Origin of the sequence: Mucilaginibacter segetis, assembly GCF_016522075.1 — a bacterium.
GTDB lineage: Bacteria > Bacteroidota > Bacteroidia > Sphingobacteriales > Sphingobacteriaceae > Mucilaginibacter > Mucilaginibacter segetis.
The window spans coordinates 1,336,929-1,357,301 of record NZ_JAEHFW010000001.1; the positions used below are offsets into that span (position 1 = coordinate 1,336,929).

At 40.9% G+C, this 20,373-nt stretch carries 20 protein-coding genes; 12 read left to right on the top strand and 8 right to left on the bottom strand.

Translation table 11 applies throughout. The annotated features are described in order from the left end of the window. Positions 1-419 precede the first annotated feature (419 nt). The 3 genes from I5M19_RS06125 to I5M19_RS06135 all read right to left on the bottom strand — a co-directional run bounded on the left by I5M19_RS06125 (position 420) and on the right by I5M19_RS06135 (position 3,228). Complete coding sequence (locus tag I5M19_RS06125) at positions 420-1,421, bottom strand: transglutaminase domain-containing protein (protein ID WP_200065322.1); 1,002 nt, start codon at positions 1,419-1,421, stop codon at positions 420-422. 71 nt (positions 1,422-1,492) lie between these two features. After that, positions 1,493-2,617, bottom strand: a complete 1,125-nt coding sequence (gene corA, locus I5M19_RS06130; RefSeq protein ID WP_200065323.1) for a magnesium/cobalt transporter CorA — start codon at positions 2,615-2,617, stop codon at positions 1,493-1,495. Further along, positions 2,617-3,228, bottom strand: coding sequence for a WbqC family protein (locus I5M19_RS06135; protein ID WP_200065324.1), 612 nt, complete (start codon positions 3,226-3,228; stop codon positions 2,617-2,619). Before I5M19_RS06135 ends, corA begins: the two co-directional genes overlap by 1 nt. Before the next feature lie 38 nt (positions 3,229-3,266). On the opposite strand from I5M19_RS06135, the gene I5M19_RS06140 reads away from it, so the two are divergent. Continuing rightward, positions 3,267-4,151 carry a lysophospholipid acyltransferase family protein gene (locus tag I5M19_RS06140; RefSeq protein ID WP_200065325.1) on the top strand — a complete coding sequence of 295 codons (885 nt, stop codon included), beginning with the start codon at positions 3,267-3,269 and terminating at the stop codon, positions 4,149-4,151. Then, on the top strand, positions 4,151-5,293 hold the full coding sequence (locus tag I5M19_RS06145) for a glycosyltransferase family 2 protein (RefSeq protein WP_200066111.1): 1,143 nt from the start codon (positions 4,151-4,153) through the stop codon (positions 5,291-5,293). Before I5M19_RS06140 ends, I5M19_RS06145 begins: the two co-directional genes overlap by 1 nt. Here I5M19_RS06145 and I5M19_RS06150 read toward each other — a convergent pair. Together I5M19_RS06150 and aroQ are read right to left on the bottom strand one after the other, a co-directional pair. Further along, entirely contained in the window at positions 5,262-7,826 is a 2,565-nt protein-coding gene (locus tag I5M19_RS06150) for a mechanosensitive ion channel family protein (protein ID WP_200065326.1), read from the bottom strand. The genes I5M19_RS06145 and I5M19_RS06150 overlap by 32 nt on opposite strands. Positions 7,827-7,891: 65 nt before the next feature. Beyond that, complete coding sequence (gene aroQ, locus I5M19_RS06155) at positions 7,892-8,311, bottom strand: type II 3-dehydroquinate dehydratase (protein ID WP_200065327.1); 420 nt, start codon at positions 8,309-8,311, stop codon at positions 7,892-7,894. Between the two features lie 39 nt (positions 8,312-8,350). Here aroQ and xerD point away from each other — a divergent pair, with 39 nt between their 5' ends. Next, positions 8,351-9,250 (top strand): site-specific tyrosine recombinase XerD, encoded by a 900-nt coding sequence (gene xerD, locus I5M19_RS06160; protein WP_394370706.1) that lies wholly within the window; start codon positions 8,351-8,353, stop codon positions 9,248-9,250. Positions 9,251-9,252: 2 nt separating this feature from the next. Here xerD and prmC read toward each other — a convergent pair whose 3' ends face one another. After that, positions 9,253-10,098 (bottom strand): peptide chain release factor N(5)-glutamine methyltransferase, encoded by an 846-nt coding sequence (prmC, locus tag I5M19_RS06165; protein ID WP_200065329.1) that lies wholly within the window; start codon positions 10,096-10,098, stop codon positions 9,253-9,255. A 33-nt stretch (positions 10,099-10,131) separates the two neighbouring features. Here prmC and ribD point away from each other — a divergent pair, with 33 nt between their 5' ends. The 8 genes from ribD to I5M19_RS06205 all read left to right on the top strand — a co-directional run bounded on the left by ribD (position 10,132) and on the right by I5M19_RS06205 (position 16,080). Continuing rightward, complete coding sequence (gene ribD, locus I5M19_RS06170) at positions 10,132-11,187, top strand: bifunctional diaminohydroxyphosphoribosylaminopyrimidine deaminase/5-amino-6-(5-phosphoribosylamino)uracil reductase RibD (protein WP_200065330.1); 1,056 nt, start codon at positions 10,132-10,134, stop codon at positions 11,185-11,187. Further along, a complete protein-coding gene (locus I5M19_RS06175) occupies positions 11,187-12,062 on the top strand; it encodes a DMT family transporter (RefSeq protein ID WP_200065331.1) in 876 nt (291 codons plus the stop codon). The genes ribD and I5M19_RS06175 overlap by 1 nt, the downstream gene beginning before the upstream one ends. Continuing rightward, complete coding sequence (locus I5M19_RS06180; protein WP_200065332.1) at positions 12,052-12,666, top strand: IMPACT family protein; 615 nt, start codon at positions 12,052-12,054, stop codon at positions 12,664-12,666. The genes I5M19_RS06175 and I5M19_RS06180 overlap by 11 nt, the downstream gene beginning before the upstream one ends. Before the next feature lie 60 nt (positions 12,667-12,726). After that, the gene (locus tag I5M19_RS06185; protein WP_200065333.1) at positions 12,727-12,870 is read left to right on the top strand and encodes a hypothetical protein; all 144 of its coding nucleotides are present in this window, start codon (positions 12,727-12,729) and stop codon (positions 12,868-12,870) included. Positions 12,871-13,002: 132 nt separating this feature from the next. Further along, on the top strand, positions 13,003-14,352 hold the full coding sequence (gene mgtE, locus I5M19_RS06190) for a magnesium transporter (RefSeq protein ID WP_200065334.1): 1,350 nt from the start codon (positions 13,003-13,005) through the stop codon (positions 14,350-14,352). 27 nt (positions 14,353-14,379) lie between these two features. Then, positions 14,380-15,396, top strand: a complete 1,017-nt coding sequence (gene bioB, locus I5M19_RS06195) for a biotin synthase BioB (protein WP_200065335.1) — start codon at positions 14,380-14,382, stop codon at positions 15,394-15,396. Positions 15,397-15,406: 10 nt separating this feature from the next. Next, positions 15,407-15,709 (top strand): hypothetical protein, encoded by a 303-nt coding sequence (locus tag I5M19_RS06200; RefSeq protein ID WP_200065336.1) that lies wholly within the window; start codon positions 15,407-15,409, stop codon positions 15,707-15,709. 56 nt (positions 15,710-15,765) lie between these two features. Next, the gene (locus I5M19_RS06205) at positions 15,766-16,080 is read left to right on the top strand and encodes a ferritin family protein (RefSeq protein ID WP_200065337.1); all 315 of its coding nucleotides are present in this window, start codon (positions 15,766-15,768) and stop codon (positions 16,078-16,080) included. Positions 16,081-16,087: 7 nt separating this feature from the next. Here I5M19_RS06205 and I5M19_RS06210 read toward each other — a convergent pair whose 3' ends face one another. Together I5M19_RS06210 and I5M19_RS06215 are read right to left on the bottom strand one after the other, a co-directional pair. Continuing rightward, complete coding sequence (locus tag I5M19_RS06210) at positions 16,088-17,278, bottom strand: MFS transporter (RefSeq protein WP_200065338.1); 1,191 nt, start codon at positions 17,276-17,278, stop codon at positions 16,088-16,090. A 41-nt stretch (positions 17,279-17,319) separates the two neighbouring features. Then, positions 17,320-18,441: a GAF domain-containing protein gene (locus I5M19_RS06215; RefSeq protein WP_200065339.1), complete on the bottom strand. Its 1,122-nt coding sequence runs from the start codon at positions 18,439-18,441 to the stop codon at positions 17,320-17,322. A gap of 327 nt (positions 18,442-18,768) precedes the next feature. On the opposite strand from I5M19_RS06215, the gene I5M19_RS06220 reads away from it, so the two are divergent. Further along, positions 18,769-20,364: a cysteine peptidase family C39 domain-containing protein gene (locus I5M19_RS06220; protein WP_200065340.1), complete on the top strand. Its 1,596-nt coding sequence runs from the start codon at positions 18,769-18,771 to the stop codon at positions 20,362-20,364. The last annotated feature ends 9 nt before the right edge of the window (positions 20,365-20,373 follow it).

Consider the following 20,373-nt stretch of genomic DNA (forward strand, 5'->3'; position numbering starts at 1 on the left):
AACCTTACTTGTATTGCTTACTACGACTTTTACATCAGGAGCGCAAACGGCGAAACAAGACCCCAACCACGCCTTATAAATGAAAATACATCAAAAAATAACAACCCTAAAGTACTCTCCTCAGCCTGGCCACACAGCCGGGCTTTTTTGTGCTAAGTGGTTGCCGGGGATAGCTGTATATACGACTACCTGTATATCTGTTAAGGTGTTTGTTTATTATGCTGCAAGTTGTTTTTTTTGGGTACCTTGCTGGTAAATGTTTATAATTTCGTCTTAGCATATGATAAGCATATTGCTTGCATAGAGAATCATTATATTAGCAAAAGTTATTTTTTTAAATAATTAAGCTACAAGCTGAATACATTACAGGAAATAGGCGAACCTACTTGCGCGTACCTAACCCGCAAGTAAGTCTTTTTTTACCCTTTAGTTTGTTTAAGCCGTCGTTCAATAACTATTATTCCTTTTTCGCAAACAGGGGCAAGCGCTTTTATGTCATTATCTGTCGACTCTTTAATATAGCGCATTGCATTTGCAAAGTAAGTTTTAGCTTTCAACAATTCACCTTTGGTATTATTGGTTTTATTGAGCATTTCTACTGCGGAGTTATAATAAGTTATTATAAGTTGGTTAGGATTGTCTTTATTGAAGTTATAAACTCGCAACGCCGAACGAATTTCTCTATCGTTAGGTTTTAGTTTGTTCATTAAAGCAATAGAATCGGCGTAGTCAATAAAACCGCCGCGTTTGGTACTGTCTACATCATATTTATCAGCCACAAAACCATCTATGGTTAACGGATGTGTGGTAAATTGCCAGATGGGGTCGGCGGGTAAATGACTGTTTAAAAAGGTGGCAGGGTCTGCTAAAAAATATGCTTTTTGCAGTTTTTTAATAAATGTGTAATTGTCGCCTTTTATAGATAGGTTTCCGCAGGCCCAAAGCAGATCTATCATCTGCCATTTATTATCCAGGTACACTGCATGCCATATATGGTTGTTTTGTGTGAATTTACCTCCTGGCTCAAAACCGTAATATTTTACATAGCCTTCTATATCATATCCCGGAATTTTCAGGTAATTGCATGCCGCACCTAATAATTCGTTATAATCATAACAAAGTGCATTCCCAGACGCTAATGTTTCGGTAGTACTTAAAGGTTGTAAAGGGCCTGTTTTTAAAAACCTTTCCGTATCAAAATTGATGTGTTCAAATACCCAAAAGTAAACTAAGTTGAGTTTTTCTTTTACCGTGTTTCCCGGCTTGGTTATTTGAGGTAATAATTCCTCAAAATTCGAAGAACTTATGTTTATGGCCTTAACATAATTGAGTAGTTCGGTTTCGTTATTTGTTGTTTGTGAATGGGAGTATTTAAATAAACAAATGAAAAGAAAGGATAAAATGAAAGCTTTATTTGTCATTACTTATGATTGCAGGTTTAGCAAACAAATATAATAAAATACCAGTTGTAAGCCCAACCGTAATGTTGGTGTTACAACTTATTAAACCATCCTTTTCTCCAAAAAATAATAAGCTGTATTATGCCTATTGCCAGCATCAGTATCAGTGCGTAAATATAGCCGTGGTGCAAATACAGTTCCGGCATATTATCGCTTATTACATGGCCGTGGGTATCCTCGCGCGAAAAGTTCATGCCATAAATGCCCGCTATAAAGGTCAGCGGTATAAATATCACCGATATAATGGTCAGCACTTTCATTATCTCGTTCATGCGATTGCTCACCATGCTCAGGTACAGGTCAATTAAACTGGAGGTTACTTCTTTGTAGCTCTCTATCAGGTCCATAGCCTGTATGCAGTGGTCGTAAGCATCGCGGAGGTATACTTTTACCTCTTTTGTTATCAGCGCGTTTTCACTGCGTATCATATCGTTTATCTTATCGCGTTCGGGCCAGCAGGCACGGCGTATGGCAATAAGCATGCGTTTAAGTTGCTGTGCTTCAAACATGATTGTTTTATCCGGGCTTTTATAAAGCCTGTCCTCGGTTTGGTCTATCTGATCGCCCAGGTTACCCAGCAGCACAAAATAGTTATCTAATATGGTATCGGTAAGGGCATAAAATATATAGCCCGGCCCGGCCGTACGGATACTGCCCTTGCCGGCTTGTAACCTGGCTTCAACTACACCAAAATAATTGTAATGTCTTTCCTCAAAACTAATAATCAGGTTATCCTTCACTAAAGCGGAAAACTGGCAGTTTACCATTTCATCTTTTTTGTTGAAGTAGATGATACGGCTGGTGCCAAACACATAATCGTCGTATTCGTCAAATTTAGGGCGCTGATGGGTATTAACCACATCCTCAAGCACCAGATGATTAATGTTTAATAAGCTGCCTATACTCTCAATAAGCGCTGCATCGCCCAGGCCGTTTATCTTTATCCAGTGGGTATGCTCCGTGCATTTCTTTATCTGTTGGGTAATAGTTTTAAAATCACTACCCTCGCTTATTTGCAGATCAGTTTGGTTGAACGAAAAAACGGCAATCCTCGGTTTTACGGCATCATCAGGTATGGCTATTGTACCCGGGCTCTCACCAACTTTAATATTGCGCCATTTGTTTTTGTAACGTATACGTTTATTATAATTTGCCATTATAAATAATTAACTGCCTGTGGTCCCTGGTTAAACAGCAGATCAACAATGCTCAGGTTCTTTAAAAAGCCCGATCGTTCTTCAAAAACCTGAAAGTAAGGCTTTTGTTCAATATTTATAGGTTTTTTAGCGCTCATGGTACTGCGCAGGTCGGTTAATTGCGGATATTCCGCTTCATAGGCAGGGGTAAATTGAAGCGGCAGCTTTATTTTAAGCAGGCGCAGCAGCAGTTCAAGTAATTGCTGGTTGTAATCCAATAAATAGTTGAATTGTTTTTCATAGAAGGGGGCAAAATCGTCCTCATAATATTCAAAATAAGCCGAGCGCCGGTAACATGCCTGCAAACTCATCCAATGCAGACGCTGCCATGTAAAATCATAACTAATTTTAACATCTTTTATTTTAGTATGTGTTTTTGAACCTTTTACAACAGGAACTACCAGCGTTAATAGACCATCTGGCGAGTATATATTGGCCCGGTTGCGGTAGGTTTGTTTAGGGAAGTGTTCCTCCTTTTCAAACAGAAGGTTTGGCTTAAAATCGTTCAGTTTTGTAAAATATTCTACCGGCGGCAGATAAAACATCGGTAAAACAGCACCGTTCTCAATCATATTAATTTTTTATGTTTGTGGCAAAATTGGTTAAAATAATGTTAAAAAAGGCGGCGCTAAAGACAGGTATATTATTTTTGTACCTGATATCATTACTGCCCTTTTGGTTTTTATACCTTATTGCCGATGCGGTTTTTGTTATTTTATACTATATAGTGCGTTACAGGCGCGCAGTGGTGCAGCAAAATATCAGAAACTCTTTCCCGGAGAAAACCCCGGCCGAAAGAAGCAGAATTGAGAAACAGTATTACCGTTACCTTGCCGATCTGATGATGGAAACCATAAAAATGATCACCATTTCGGAAACATCATTACGTAAAAGAATGAAACCCACTAACCCTGAACTGGTAGATCATTATTTTAATCAGGGGCGCAGTATAATAGCCGCGGCTGGTCATTATTGTAACTGGGAGCTGGCGGCACTGGGTTTTAGTTTGTTGACAGCAGAAAAGCGAATTATTGTGTATAAACCGCTTACTAATAAAATATTTGAAGATTTTTTTAATAAGATACGCGCCCGGTTTGGGGCTACGCTGGTTGCTATGAAACAAACCCTGCGCACCATGATCACCTTAAAAAAGCAGTTAACCTTTAGTGTGCTGGTAAGCGATCAAACCCCGGTAAAACATGAGATAAATTATTTTACTGAATTTTTAAATCAGCCTACGGCGGTTTTTTTGGGAATAGAAAAGCTGGCTAAGTTAATTGATGCGGTGGTGATATTTTATAAGATAGACCGTGTTAAAAGGGGCTATTACACCTATACCCTGGTGCCTTTAGTGGAACATCCTAAACAAACGGCTGAACACGAAATTACTGAGGCACATGTAAGGTATTTAGAACAGATTATCAACGAAAAACCGCAATATTGGCTGTGGTCGCACCGCAGGTGGAAGTACACGCCGGAGGATATAAATAAATGATGCAAGCACCTAAAGCAGCCGTAGTAATATTGAACTGGAACGGCCTTAAATACCTGCGCGATTTTTTGCCATCAGTGCTTACGTCGGTATGGCCCAATCTGGAGATAGTGGTGGGCGACAATGGCTCAACAGACGGCTCCGTCGCTTTTTTGCAGAAAAATTATCCAACTATAAGGGTAATTGAGAATGGCGACAACTATGGCTTTACAGGTGGCTACAACAGGGTGCTTAAACAGGTACAGGCCGATTATTATATTCTGCTTAACTCCGATGTGGAGGTTTTCCCGGGATGGATAGCACCTGTTATTGAAATGATGGAAGCCGACACCGGTATTGCTGCGGCAGCGCCTAAAATTAAATGGTATAATAAAAAGGAATATTTTGAACACGCCGGAGCAGCAGGCGGCTTTATTGATAAGTTTGGTTACCCTTTTTGTCGCGGCCGTATATTTTATGAAATAGAAGAGGACAAGGGCCAGTATAACGAATCGGACGAAATTTTATGGGCGTCAGGCGCGGCCATGTTCATCAAAAAGAAATGCTGGGATGAAGCAGGCGGGTTCGACGATAGCTTTTTTGCCCATATGGAAGAAATAGACCTGTGCTGGCGACTGAAAAATTTGGGATACAAGATCATGTATTGCCCGCAATCAGAAGTGTACCATGTTGGCGGCGGCACACTTAATGCCGAAAATCCGTTTAAAACTTATCTTAATTTCCGTAATAATTTATTGCTGCTGAAAAATAATTTGCCTTTCTGGCGGGCGGTTTATGTTATAAGCGCACGGCTTTTCTTTATGGATGTGCTGGCTATTTTTCGCTTTTTGATGGAAGGCAAGCGCCGCGACGCATGGGCGGTAAGCCGCGCACATCAAAATTTTGTTAAAACACTGTTTGCCAAATCGAAATATAAACAGCCTGACATGGAAACTGAGGATGAGGAAGTGTCGGCCTCAAAAAGTTTAGCGGATGCTGTTAAAGCATCTGATTTTGCAATTCACCATCCAACCTATGCTATAAAAACGCCGGATGCAAAACATCAACTGTCACTAACAGGCACTTATAACCGCAGTATTGTATGGGACTTTTTTATCCGCAAAAAAACAAAGTTTACTGATCTGGATCCTCAGGATTTTCGCTGACATCCCTTACATCTACATCGCTGTCAGGCGGGAGGGTGTCTTCAACATTGGTTTCTATTTTTCCTTTGTTTTTATTGATGATCTCTTCCTGCTTATCGGTCAGTTTCAAGTGCAGGTCGCGTTGCGGAAAAGGTATCTCAATACCCTCTTTAGCGAAGGAGATATAGATATCAGAAAGTATCTGACTTTTTAATAACAGCCAGGTTGTTATATCAGCCGCCCAAAACAATAAACGGAAATCAACCGAGCTTTCATTCAAATTATGTACAAATACCAATGGTGCAGGGTCGCTCATAACGTCGTCACGGTTGCTTAACAATCCGGTAAGCACCGATTTTACTTTTTCAATATCCGACCCATAAGCTACCCCTATGATCAGTTCAATACGCCGGCTGTTATTGCTTAACGTCCAGTTAATAACATGATGCGATATCAGGTCGCCGTTAGGGATAATAACCTCAGCGCCATCATAAGTGGCAATTTTGCTGGCCCTTATCCCAATTTCCCTTATACTGCCGGAGTGGGTATCCACCTGAATGATATCGCCGATCTTTATAGGTTTTTCAAAAGCCAGTATTAAACCCGATACCAGGTTGTTTACAATGTTCTGCAAACCGAACCCGATGCCTATACCAAAGGCACTGATAATGATAGTGATCTTGTCCAACGGAAACCCGGATGCTGCTACGGCTAATAAAAAACCAACGGAGAATACGCCGAGTTTTATCAGCAGGGTAGAGGTGCGGTTCTTCTTTTTTAAAATATCCAGATCATTGCCTTGTTTGCCCGCAACATCATATAAATAACTGATGATACGTGCTGTAATGGAAGACAGCCATATCACACCGATAAATATGATGATACTTTGAAATGTGAATTGTGTACTGGTGCCGCCTAAGCTTCTTGTTTTGCTTAAAAAATTACCAATATAGTTAAAAACATAATCCTCAATGCTCAAATTTTGGGTAAGCATGATCAACCATAATATACCTGCCAGCAGGGTTAATATGCTTCTGAATTTTTTTTGCAGTAATTTAAAGTCAATAAAAGAACTGAGGTGGTTGCTGTTTTTGTTGGCTTCTAATTGTAAAAACAAGCTCTGCATTAAAATTTGCACCAGGTAGTACATTCCAAGCGCAAGCCAAAGGTTGTAAACAGCAGTAACGCCAATAATTTTTGCTAAGGTAACACGGCCAAATATGTTACATAAAAACGATGATGCCTGCAGCAATATAAACAGTTGTAATATCACTTTAGAATAAGGTAAATAATCATCCGGAGCCTTTTTTACCAGCTTGTAAAAGCGGACACTGAATATAGTAGTGGCAAGCGCGGTAACCAGTGTTATCACCCTGTCAGTAGTAGAAACTTCAACAAACAGATTGCTGAAACTGTAAATGCCTGTAAGCCAGAATAAAATATGCAGGTACTTGAAAAGCCCCGGAGGGCAGGTTTTTTTTACCAGGTAAAGTATAGCAAGAATTAAAATAGTGAAAAAAAGCTCTAAAACCACTACCGGGGGATGGTCGTAAAAATTGGGTACAATAGCGAAAATTACAATAATGGAACTTATTATCGGATAATTTGCTACATAATTAGCATGACTGAGAACTGCATCAGGTGACTCCTTTATACGGATTATCTTATGCCGGTTAACATATATCCAGCTAAAGAAAAGTGCAAGCAGTATTAAGCCTAAAATATGTATAAACGTATCGCGACTGATAAAAAAGTTGAACAATCTTTTATTCATGTTCACTGTACGGCTCAGGGCGGTTTTAAAGCTGGTTTCGGTGTCGTTGCCCAAATGCCATAAGCTGTTATCTTCGGCCGAGAGAGCTTGTATGCTAAACTCCCGTATCTTTATATCTATCTGATCTTTAAGATCTATAAGGGCTATATAAACAGCAGCTGTACGGTTTTGTAATAATCCTATTTTAAGTAAAAGTTTTTTATTAACCGTATCAAGCCGGTGGAATTTACTGTCGATAGCTATTTTTTGTATCAGAAATGTAGTACGTAAACTGCTGTCGGCCGGAACTATCCTTAAAGTGGAATCGTGTGCCATAGCCGCAAGTTCGCTCTGGTTTTGCAGTAATTTGTTATTTATATCAGACAGGCGGTTCTGCCATATATCCAGTTGGTCATCACTGCGGGTAAGTATATCCCGTATAGCGTATAAGTACCGTAACGTGCTCGAGCGGTCATTATCTATCAGTGTTTTTATTAAACCTACGCGCCGTTCAAATGATGGCAGGCGTGTGCTGATGTCGGCGGTATCAATTCCTCCTGAAATACTGGTTTTTATCTGATTAAAAGAGGAGGTATAATATTCTATTTTCTGTAACAGGTTATTAATGGAAGTATCAGATTTTTTATAATACCTCATTATCGAGTCGCGGCGCAAAATGGTCATGCGCAGCGAATCGCGTATAGATTGTTTTCTTTTGGCTGATTGTGCATACCCGCTTTCTGTTGTAAATAACGCCAGGGCTATCAATAAAAGGCAGGGTAACTTAAATAACTTATTCATCAGCAGGTAAGGGTAAAAACAATGAGGAAACACTTTTAACTAAAAAGCGTTTTAATTTTTATAATTTATTTAAGCAGCAGACTCTCAATAGCTAACCTGTACGAATGCATGCCAAAGCCTGCAATAACACCTTTACAATTTGCGGCAAGCATTGATGTATGCCTGAATTCCTCCCGCTTATAAACATTGGATATATGCACCTCTATAACCGGGGTGTTTACCGCTGCAATAGCATCGGCAATGGCTATTGAAGTATGCGTATAGGCACCTGCATTTAATACAATGCCATCATAACTAAAACCAACCTCATGTATTTTGTTGATAATTTCTCCTTCTACATTACTTTGGTAATAATTTATGGTGATGTTTGCGAAATGTTTTTGCAGCCCGGCTAAATAGCTTTCAAAATCCGAACTGCCGTAGATGGATTTTTCGCGAACGCCGAGCAGGTTTAAATTGGGCCCGTTTATAATTTGTATATTCATTTGCTCAAACTTAACTATAAAACATCAAATCTAAATGAATTGAACATGCACCCTGCAATAAAAAGTTTTAAAGCATACCTTAAACTGGAACGTTCTTTCGCCTCAAATTCCATTGAGGCTTACGGAAGAGATCTGGAGAAGCTTTTCCAGTTTGCTGCGTTGCAGGAAGATAAGCTTTCGCCTGAAAAGTTTACACTTGCGCATTTGCGCGGTTTTATCGCATGGATAAATGAGTTGGGTATGATACCGTCATCACAGGCCCGTATCCTGTCAGGTGTTAAGGCCTTTTATAAATACTTGCTGATGGAAGACCTCATAACTAATGATCCGTCAGAACTATTGGAGACACCTAAAATACAGCGCAAATTACCGGATACCCTAAGCATTAACGATATTGATAAAATGATAGGGGCGATTGACGTATCCACCCCCGAGGGTACGCGCAATAAAGCCATTATTGAGGTGCTTTACGGCTGTGGTTTGCGGGTATCGGAGCTAACAGAACTAAGGATATCAAACGTTTACCGGGAAATTGAATTTGTTAAAGTGACGGGCAAAGGGAGCAAAGAACGGTTGGTACCCATAGGCAGTGAAGCACTTAAAGCACTTAAGATTTGGTTGGAGCAGGTAAGGGTTCATATCCCCGTAAAAAGGGGGGAAGAGGACCTGGTTTTTTTAAACCGGCGTGGCACCAGGCTAAGCCGTGTGTATGTTTTTACATTGGTAAAGCAACTGGCCGAGCTTACCGGATTGAAGAAAAATGTAAGTCCGCATACCTTGCGCCATTCCTTTGCCACCCATTTGGTGGAGGGCGGGGCCGATCTGCGCGCAGTGCAGGAAATGCTGGGCCACGAAAGTATAACCACTACCGAAATTTATACCCATTTGGACAGGGAATATTTAAAAAGCACCATTATCGAATTCCATCCACGTAATTAATGTTATTTTTTTGCCTTTATCATCCGGTCGCGGCCACTCATATCTTTTCTTAACTCAATATGACTGAAGCCTTTTTGGCTTAACAGTTCAACGGTTTGTTCGCCAAAGCTTTCGTTGATCTCCAAAAACAGCATCCCCTGATCTGTTAACGTGCGCATGGCAACATCGGCAATGGCTCTGTAAAACAGCAGTGGGTCGCTGTCCGGAACAAACAGCGCGGTATGCGGTTCAAAATCATTTACGTTTTGGTGCATCAGCATTTTATCAAGCAATGTAACGTATGGCGGGTTACTTACTACAATATCAAACCGGGTCTGTTCAAATTCAGGTTGCGGGTCCAAAATATCTGCATGAATAAAATTTACCGCTGTTTCATTTATTATCGCGTTTTTTTTGGCGGTTTGCAGTGCTTGTTCAGAAATATCAAGGGCGCTTACTTGTGCAAAGGGCAAGTTCTTTTTTAAACTGATAGCAATGCAGCCACTGCCGGTACCTATGTCAATTATATTAGCATTAGCGGCCGGTTGGCTTTTCAAAATCCATTCTACCAGTTCTTCGGTTTCCGGGCGGGGTATCAAAACGGCGGGATTAACTAAAAAATCCAGACCGTAAAATTCCGTATGCCCTAAAATATATTGTACGGGTTTACCGGATTTTAATTCCTTTAAAATTAACTGTAGTTTTTCGGTATCGGTGAGTTCCTGCTCCGGGAAAGCCTTTATTTTTGCACGAGATAAACCCGTTACTTCATTGATAACCATCAGGGTAACAGCCTCGGTTTCGCGCTCATCATAAAGCGGAGTAAGCGATTGTTTAAAATCCCGGAACACATCCTTAATAGTTTTCATGCAACAAAGTAACATAAAAGCTACTTTTGCACAATGGCAGAACATGAAATATATATGCAGCGCTGTCTTGATCTGGCCGTTTCAGGCGCAGGCCATGTTAGCCCGAACCCTATGGTGGGCGCGGTGATTGTTCATGAAGGTAAAATAATAGGCGAGGGGTATCATCAAAAATATGGTGAAGCCCATGCTGAAGTGAACGCGGTTAATAAGGTGATAAACAGTTATACTAACCACCATGACCTGTTAAAGAACTCCACCATATATGTTTCCCTGGAGCCCTGTGCCCACTACGGTAAAACACCTCCTTGTGCTGATCTTATTATTAAGCATCAAATATCTAAAGTAGTTGTGGGTTGCCGGGATCCGTTTCCGCAGGTTGATGGAAAAGGGATTGAAAAATTGCAGGATGCCGGGATGGAAGTAATAGCAGGCGTATTGGAACAAGAGTGCAGGTGGTTTAACCGCCGTTTTTTTACCCGTGTACAAAAACAAAGACCATACATCATTTTAAAGTGGGCGCAATCTGCTGATGGATATTTTGCCCCGGCCGATGGCAGCCAGTATTGGTTAACCGGGCCAGAATCTAAAAATCTGGTACACCAATGGCGTGCAGAAGAAGATGCTATTTTAGTCGGTAAGAATACGGTATTGGCAGATAATCCGCAGATGAACGTAAGACATGCGGAGGGCAAATCGCCAAAGCGTGTGGTTATTGACAGGCGGTTGGAACTGAGCAGAGACTTAAATATTTACGATCAATCAATTGAAACTTTAATATTTAACGAAGTTAAAACCGATATGGAAGGAAATATCAAATTTATTGCCCTTGAGGATTTTGATCGATTTGTGCCGCAATACGTTCTTTTTCAATTGTATCTGCAGGATATACAATCGGTAATAATTGAAGGCGGTGCTTATACGCTAAACACGTTTATCGATGCCGGATTGTGGGATGAAGCACGTATTTTTACAGCCTCCGGGATTTTAAACAGCGGTTTAAAGGCTCCGGTTGTAAGTGGAGATAATGGTGGAAAGTTTAAAGTAGGGGCAGATAGCCTGCAACTATTTTATAATAAACAGTTAAGCTGATGTTATACGTTTTTTTAAGTGTTTGTTGCAGCGTTGTTGTATCGGTTTTATTAAAACTGGCACGACGGTATAGTATAGATGTTTTTCAGGCCATCACCTGGAACTATTCCATGGCTATTTTGCTTACATGGATATTTTTTAAACCGAGCATCCAAAATCTTGAGCGGGCACCATTTGCAGTATACCTGGGGTTAGGCATATTATTGCCTCTTATATTTTTGGTAATGGCAACATCTGTGCGGGTAGCCGGTATAGTGCGTACTGATGTTGCCCAAAGGCTGTCGCTGTTTATCCCCTTGCTGGCGTCATTCCTCTTATTTAACGAGCCGCTTAATACTATTAAAATAATCGGGATGGTTATTGGTTTTGCTGCTATTTTGTGTTCTATCCCCTGGCAAAAAAAAACTGCCAACCGCAAAGTGTTCAGTAACGCATGGATATATTTACTGGTTGTTTTTATTGGTTTAGGGATAATTGATATTTTGTTTAAACAGATCGCTCTTTTTAAGGACGTAGCATACACCACCTCGCTTTTTATAGTTTATATATTGGCATTTGCTATTGCCTTTACAGGCTTACTTTATCAGGTAATTACCAAAAAGGCGCGTATATTTTGGCCGCATATTATATTTGGCTGGATATTGGGCGTAGCTAATTTCGGCAATATTTTATTTTACCTTAAGGCACATAAAGCATTATCTCAAAGCCCGTCTGCTGTATTTTCCGCCATGAACATTGGAGTAATAGTTGTAGGCGCATTTGTGGGCTTATTTATATTTAATGAGCGGTTAAGTCTGTTAAATAAAATAGGTATCGGTCTGGCCATTGCAGCCATTATTGTAATTACTTACTCACAAACTTTAAATGCTGTTTGACGATACTTACCAAACCATAGCCCAGCCAACGGAGGCCATATTTCGCGACAGAGGGAGCAAGTTTCTCGCGTTTGCATATCCCGTAACTTCTGATAACGATATTAAGCCCATCGTAAATCAACTAAAAGCCGAACATCCTAAAGCGAACCATCATTGCTGGGCGATCAGACTGGGTACAGATCGTTCCGTTTTTCGCATTAACGATGACGGCGAACCATCCGGTACAGCCGGACGGCCTATATTGAATACGCTCTTATCTAAAGATATTACCAACGTGTTGGTTGTTGTGGTGCGTTATTTCGGCGGAACGCTTTTAGGTGTTCCCGGATTGATAAACGCATACAAAACTGCTACCGATATGGCCCTGCAGGAGGCAGAAGTGGTAGAAAAAACAGTGAATGATATTTATACCATTAAGTTTGAATACCCGCAAATGAATGATGTAATGCAGATAATAAAGCAGGATCAGTTACAGGTGCTGGAGCAGGTATCGGAATTGAATTGCAGCATAAAGTTCGCAGTTCGTAAAACACAGGTAGAACAGGTAATCAGCAAGTTGGAGAAGTTGCCTGGAATTAAGTTAAGCTATAATTACAGTGGATAATAGTTGGTTCCGGCAAAGTGCGGCAGGTGTTATTTCGCCGATTTTTCGTATCTTTATACTATGTTCCCAACTGTGAAAAGTACTCTAAAAAAAGACCATGAAATTGTTACCGCTTACAGCCCGTTCAGTGGTAAAAACATAAAAATTATTACCGCTGAAATAGATTTTAGAGGTAAAAAATTTGTTCCGGTAAGACAGGGTTAAAATAAAGAAACATTGTTTAAATCATCTGAAAGGGTGTTTTTGTATTTTTTATAATTATGCAGATAATTTAAACTTTTGTAATGCTTATCTGCTCTAAATAATACTCGTTATAATTACTTATTTTAGGCGCAAATGCAATCCTTTGATTTAGATAGAACCGATGTGCTCCGCATTAAAAACGCGCTGGAAGGCGATGATGCGGCCTTAGAGAAAGTACTTAGTGAGTACCATGCTTCGGAGATAGCCATTTTGTTTGAACAATTGCCGCAGGAGGCAAAGGAACGCATCATCAATATGTTGCCGGCCGGTATAGGCTCGGAGATATTGACAGAGATGACCGAGGAGGCCCATCCTGAGGAGATATTAATAAGCCTGGAGCCTGAAAAACGTTCAGAAATAATTGAGGAGCTGGATTATGACGTAGCTACCGATATTATTTCGCAACTCGAAGAACACGAGCAGAATGAGATATTAGAGGATATTGACCAGGAAAATGCCACCAGCATTCGTGCCCTGCTAAATTATGATGAGGAAACCGCCGGTGGTTTGATGAACTCCGAGATCATCAGCGTTAACATTAATCAGGATAAAAGGGGCGCGCTTGCCGAGATCATTCGCCAGTCGGAAGAGATGGAAGAGTTTTACACCATTTATGTAGTGAACGACATGAATGTGCTGCAAGGCATCCTATCCCTTAAAGATATTATAAAAGCGCGCTTTGATGTAAAAGTACGCGATCTGGTAAAATCTGATTACGTATATGTTAAAGCCGACCTCGATCAGGAAGAGGTGGCAAGGCTGATATCGCAATATAATCTGACGAGTATCCCGGTGGTGGATGATAACATGAAACTGCTTGGCCGCATTACGGTGGATGATATTATCGACGTAATGGAAGAAGAGAACACTGAGGATATATTGAAAATCTCGGGTGTGTCGGAAGATGAAGAATTGAGCGGTAACTGGAAAGACGCGGTAAAAAGCCGCTTACCCTGGCTTATCATCAATTTGGCAACCGCTTTCCTGGCGGCTTCTATTATACGTAACTTTGACGCAACGGTAAAAAGTCTGGCGGTAATTTCGGCTTATATGACCATTATTGCCGGGATGGGCGGTAATACCGCTACCCAGGCGCTCGCCGTTACTGTAAGACGTATATCCCTCAGCGATCTGAGCGACAGGCAAGCCTACAATACTGTTTTAAAGGAGTTTTTAGTGGGTATGATTAACGGTGCGGCCAACGGTATTATCGTTTTTACTGTAGCGTTTTTCTACGATGCTAACCCTACGCTGGGTTTGGTGTTGTTTTTAGCCATGACAGGTAACCTGATTGTTGCAGGAGTAACCGGTGCTTCTATCCCGCTGATTTTGAAAAGGGTAGGGATCGATCCCGCGGTTGCATCTTCCATAATTATTACAACTTTTACCGATTGTATAGGATTTTTTCTGCCATTATGGTTGGCAAGTAAGCTTTTATTATAATTTTGAACTTTCAAAAAACTGATACAGATGACCGAGATTAGATATAACTGGACACAGGAAGAAATTGCAGAGATCTACCACTCCCCATTATTAGACCTTGTTTACCGCGCGGCAACCATACACCGCGAAAATAAAGATTATTCAGAAGTACAGATAAGTTCGCTGATATCCATAAAGACAGGCGGCTGCCCTGAAGATTGCGCTTATTGCCCGCAGGCGGCACGTTATAACACAGGTGTTGACGTGCATGCTATTATGCCGAAAGAAGAGGTAATTGCTGTTGCCCAAAAAGCCAAGAACGGCGGTGCGAGCCGCCTTTGCATGGGTGCCGCGTGGCGCGAAGTACGCGATAACCGCGATTTTGACAAGGTAATAGATATGGTAAAAGCGGTAAATGAACTGGATATGGAAGTTTGCTGTACCCTGGGTATGCTTACCGAACACCAGGCGCAACGTTTGGCCGATGCAGGCTTGTATGCCTATAATCATAATTTGGATACCTCAGAAGATGATTACAAGCGCATTATTACCACCCGTACTTACGACGACCGCTTAAAAACACTGGAAAATGTACGTAAAGCTAAGATAACGGTATGCAGCGGCGGTATTATTGGTTTAGGTGAAACCGTAGCCGACCGCATATCCATGCTGAAAACGTTATCTAACCTGCCGCAGCATCCCGAATCGGTGCCTATTAATGCCCTGGTTCCTGTGAAAGGTACGCCGCTTGCCGAGCAGCCCCGTGTTTCTGTTTGGGACATGGTACGCATGATAGCCACCACCCGCATTATTATGCCGAAAACTGTAGTAAGGCTATCAGCCGGAAGAACAGAAATGAGTACTATTGAACAGGCATTTTGCTTTATGGCGGGAGCTAACTCCATATTCGCGGGCGAAAAGCTGCTAACCACACCAAATCCTTCTTTTGATGAGGACATGGCCATGTTTGAACTATTGGGTTTAACTCCACGTAAAGCCTTCAAAAACGGCAGGCCTAACGTATCAAAAGAGCTTAAGGAAATGAGCATAAATGAGGTAATATAAAATATTCTTAATGAAGCTGCTTTGGTGTTGGCGCTGTAAGATGGATGTTCCGATGCTTGATGATGATGAATTCAGAAAAGCGAAAGACCTGTACAGCGCTGATTTTAAAAAAATTAAAGAAGATAGATTTAAGCCGTTACTTAGATATTATTATGAATTAACGGGGTTTGCCGAAACAAATCCCGTTGCTATTTTACATCATAAGATAACTTTATATGGCCCGCCTTGCAAAAAATGCGGGAAGCCCTACCGCACACCAGTCGCTTCTTTTTGTGCAGCCTGTGGAAACATCAGGCCTGATGAAAATAGTTGAAGGAACCTCCTCAAACAAAACCCCGTAATATTTCTTTATACACAAAAAGAAATATTATGTCATTTGATCAATACCACGAACCTGCCGACGAACTATCCGACGAAACCAGAACCTTTGCCCGTATGATCGTATCATTAGGTGAAGAAGCCGAAGCTATTAACTGGTACGAACAACGTATATCAGTTGAAAAGAATAAAGAAGCTAAAGCCATTATGCAAAATGCCCAGCACGAGGAGTTTAAGCACTTTGGTATGGACCTGGAGTTTTTGCTTCGCCAGAAACCTAAATGGCGCGATACGCTGAAAGCCATCCTGTTTAAAGAGGGTGACATTGTAGAGCTTGGTGAAAAAGGTGAAGAAGCAACCGAATAATGATTAATTAAACGGTTAGCTCACTTTCTTCGGGTAAGGATATTTGTCTTCTGATAAACATGTATCCTAAAGCGACAATAGTAATGCCTGCTGAAACATACATGATTATTGGTATCATGCTAATAACATCCTGGTAAAACCACCCGGAAAATAAAGCGCCTAAACCTATACCTGCCTCTAAGGCTATATACATGGTAGCAACAGCTTTGCCTCGGTGACCGGGGAGGCTTAAGTCTATGGTCCAGGCGTTTACTGATGGCGAAAGAATGCCATTGGCCATGCCGTAAATTACCGCGCCTGCCATTAACCCGGTGATGGTATCAGCATAACCAACTATAAGTAAAGCGATGAATAGGATGATAAGACCTGCTTTAATTACCCTTATCCGCCCGTATTTATCAGAAACCTTGCCAGCGCTTATACGTATCAGCACTGATGCTACGGTAAACACCATGAAAAATAAACCTTTATTAGCTATGCCAAGGTGTGCGCTCCAATCGGGGATAAGGGTTAAAATTACCCCGTAAGCCGTGTATGATAAAAAAGTGATAATGGCAGCAGGCAGTACTTCCAGTGCGATAATATCCCTGCGCGATATTTTAAGTATAGCCCAACTAAAACGCTGTTTCTCTTTAAGGGTCTCTTTCATGTTCATCAATATAATGATGGACATAAGAGCAAAGGCTGATGAAGTGTAGAAAAGTACGTTAAGTGAATAAGCCAGGCGAATAGCGCTTCCTATGGCCGGCCCGACAGCGAGCCCTGTACTAAAGCAAAGTCCGTGTATTCCTAAGGCTTCTCCCCAGCGTTCGCGGGGGACTATATCGGCAACGTATGCAGAAGTAGCTGTGGGCTTAAACCCGGTAGAAAAGCCATGCAATAACCTTAAAAACAAAAATCCTGCTACCGTGCCTAAAACTGGGTAAAGAAACCCGCATATAAAACAAACTACAGAACCAACCACCATTACCGGCACACGTCCCATTGTATCGGTAAGTCTGCCGCTAAACGGGCGTGATATACCAGCTGTTAGCGTAAATAAAGCTATAATGAGGCCTTTGTATTCTCCGCCACCTAAACTACTTAAGTAACCGGGCAGCTCAGGTATCAGCATGTTAAAACTACAGGAGAATAGTAACGAACTGAGGCAAACCAAACCAAAATGAATATTTAGAATAGGGTTTGCGGGTTTTGTCATTTAAATTGCAGCTGTATGGGTTAGTGCCGCAAAGGTAAACTTTATGACGATTTTTTTAAGGTGGGATATAATTCCGCAGCGTTTTTTTGATGCACCTTATTACAGGTCATACTAACTATATTCCGTATTCTTTCGTCCAGTTCCTGCACGGCTTTTTCCATCATCATTAATTCTTCTCGTGCAGGTTTATAATTTTCATTTTTAATGATCTCCATCAACCCCATAATAGAAGCAACAGGACGGCGAAGTTCGTGAGATTGTACATAAGCTATTTTTTTCAACGATTCGTTTTGCGCTAATATTTGCTGTTCATATTGTTTTTGTTCGGTAATGTCTGTTGCATTATAGGAAACCCCAATAATATTTCTTTGCTGATCGTACTGAGGTTCAAAAATTACGTGCCACCATATCAGTTCCCCGCGGTAGTTCACTTCTCTTTCAAATTCGACGGTTTTGCCATTAAGCGCTTTTTTATAATCGGCTTTAAAGGTTTCCAAATGTTTATCTTTTAATATCTGGCAAATGTTTATCCCTATGCTCAGTGATACATAGTGCATCTTCTCAATAAAATCGGCCATGTTTTTATTGAACGCCAGTATTTCCATTTCACGGCCTAACAGTACGTGGCACGAACCCGAACTTTCAAAAAACGAACGTAGCTTCATTTCTGAACTTTTAGCCTCGAGGTATTGCTCTTTCATGATATTAAGGCTAAAATCAAATTCGGTTATCAGTACTATGCGTTTGGCCAGTACTTTTAAAAGATGTAACTGCGAATCTGATAATTGGCGGGGTTTAGTATCTAATATACACAAGCTGCCCAGGCTATGGCCGTCATGCGTGGTTAAAGGAACCCCAGCGTAAAATCTGACATGCGGGGCGTTAGTCACGGCAGGATTGTTTGCAAAGCGCTTATCCAGTAAGGCATCAGAAACAATCAGCTCTTTTGCGCTTTTTATAAGGAAAGCACAAAAAGAATCTTCCCAAATATGGCTTTCATCATCGTTATAATTAGCGCTTGTGAATTTGATGTATTTTGTATCGTGCCCCATTACAGTTATTAAAGCTGCCGGCGTATTACATATTTCAGCAACCAATTCAGCAATTTCCTGCAGTTCCTGCCGGGTGTCCATTTTCAGATTCAGGAATCTGTTAACGGCCATTAATTTATCTGTAGTACTATGAGGCATTAAATATGGACTAAAAGATACAATAATTGATTATGAGCATATTACAATAACCGTACCCAATTTGCACACCATGAAAACGCACTATGGTGATAAAAACGATATTTACTTAACTTTTAGTTATCAATCGCATATAGTTGCTGCGAAGGCAATATTGGGTAGATACTAACAGGTTTGCCTATTACATATGTATGTTATTACATACACGTATTTATACCTGATTTTAAAATAACGTATTTTTTAGTTTTACAATTGCTTTTTAATTAAGTAGCTTTAATTCATCAACCTGAAAAATCTACTTTTATGACCCTTTTTAACAGCTACGATAACCCCGATGCGGTATTAATTGAACTGCTCAAATATTTAAATAAGCCCGTACCTCCGCAAAAAGTGGTGGAAGAACTGGACATTCATCCGGATTATCCCAGTTTGCTTGCGCTTAATGATGTACTTAATAATTTTGGTGTACCTGCATCTGCTTATCGCATAACTACAGCAGAAGTAACAGATGTGCCCTGCCCGTTTATAGCACATACCCGCAAAAGCGGAGCGGAATTTATGTTGGTTAAGAAACTGGACAAGCAAAAGGTTGTCGTTTCGGATCAGCTGAACAGCAGTCGCACCTTAAGTATGGAGAAGTTTTCGGAAATATTTGATGGTATATTATTAGTACCAGATGAAGAAACCGCAAATACAGAAATTAAAACGCCTGCTTATGAGCTATCAGTTGAGGAAATGCGTTACCCGCTGGCTTTAGGCTTATTAGGTATGGTGTTTTTAATAGCTATGGTGTATTACTCCTCACTGGCCTATACGGGCGGGTGGATATTACCCCTCGCGGCCCTTTTTAAAACAGCCGGATTGGTAACCGCTGTATTGCTGCTGATACAAAGTATAGATAAGAATAATCCGTTGGTGCAAACCCTGTGTGGTGGCAGCGAAAAAGCAAACTGTAATGCCATACTTACTTCTAAAGCAGCCAAAGTGTTCAATTGGCTGAGTTGGAGTGAAGTAGGCTTTTTTTACTTTGCGGGTACCTGGCTGGCCCTTGTATTTGCGGGTAGTAATACCGCCATGCTGCAAACCCTGGCCATATTAAATATACTAAGCTTACCTTATACGGTATATTCTATTTATTACCAGGCACGTATAGCTAAACAATGGTGTGTTTTCTGCTGTGCAATACAAGCTTTACTTTGGCTTGAATTTATTCCGCTGGTGAGCTCTTTAAAACAGCCATTTAACTATTTATCAATGGAAGGCTGGGCCTCCTTACTCATATGCCTGTCCCTGCCTGTTGCCGTATGGTTATTATTAAAACCTGTACTGTTGAAGGCGCAGCAGGTTAAACAGCTTAAAAATCAGTTACGGCGCTTTAAGTATAATACCGAACTATTTAACACTTCACTTAAAGAGCAACCCAAATATGCGAATCCTGATATTGATTGGAGTATAGTATTAGGTAACGTGGAAGCCGGTAATATTATTACAATGGTGAGCAACCCTTATTGCCCGCCCTGTGCCAAAGCCCACAATGTACTTGATGAATGGCTGTCGCACAACCCGGATATGCAACTACGCATTGTATTTACTGCTAACAATAATGATGACGATATTAAAACAACCGTTAGCCGTCATCTGATGGCACTGAATGAACTGCCCGATAAAAGTAAAGTGAAACAGGCCCTGCACGACTGGTACGAACAAAAGCAGAAAAACTACGAAGCCTGGGCTAAAGTGCATCCCGTAAATTTAGACGAAACCAAATACGATAAACTGGAACGGCAAAAAGAATGGTGTACTATGGCCGAAGTAAAAGCCACGCCCACCCTGCTGGTTAACGGATACCGTTTACCGGAAGCATACCAGATAAAAGATATTAAATATATGCTGGAGTAGCAGCAATAA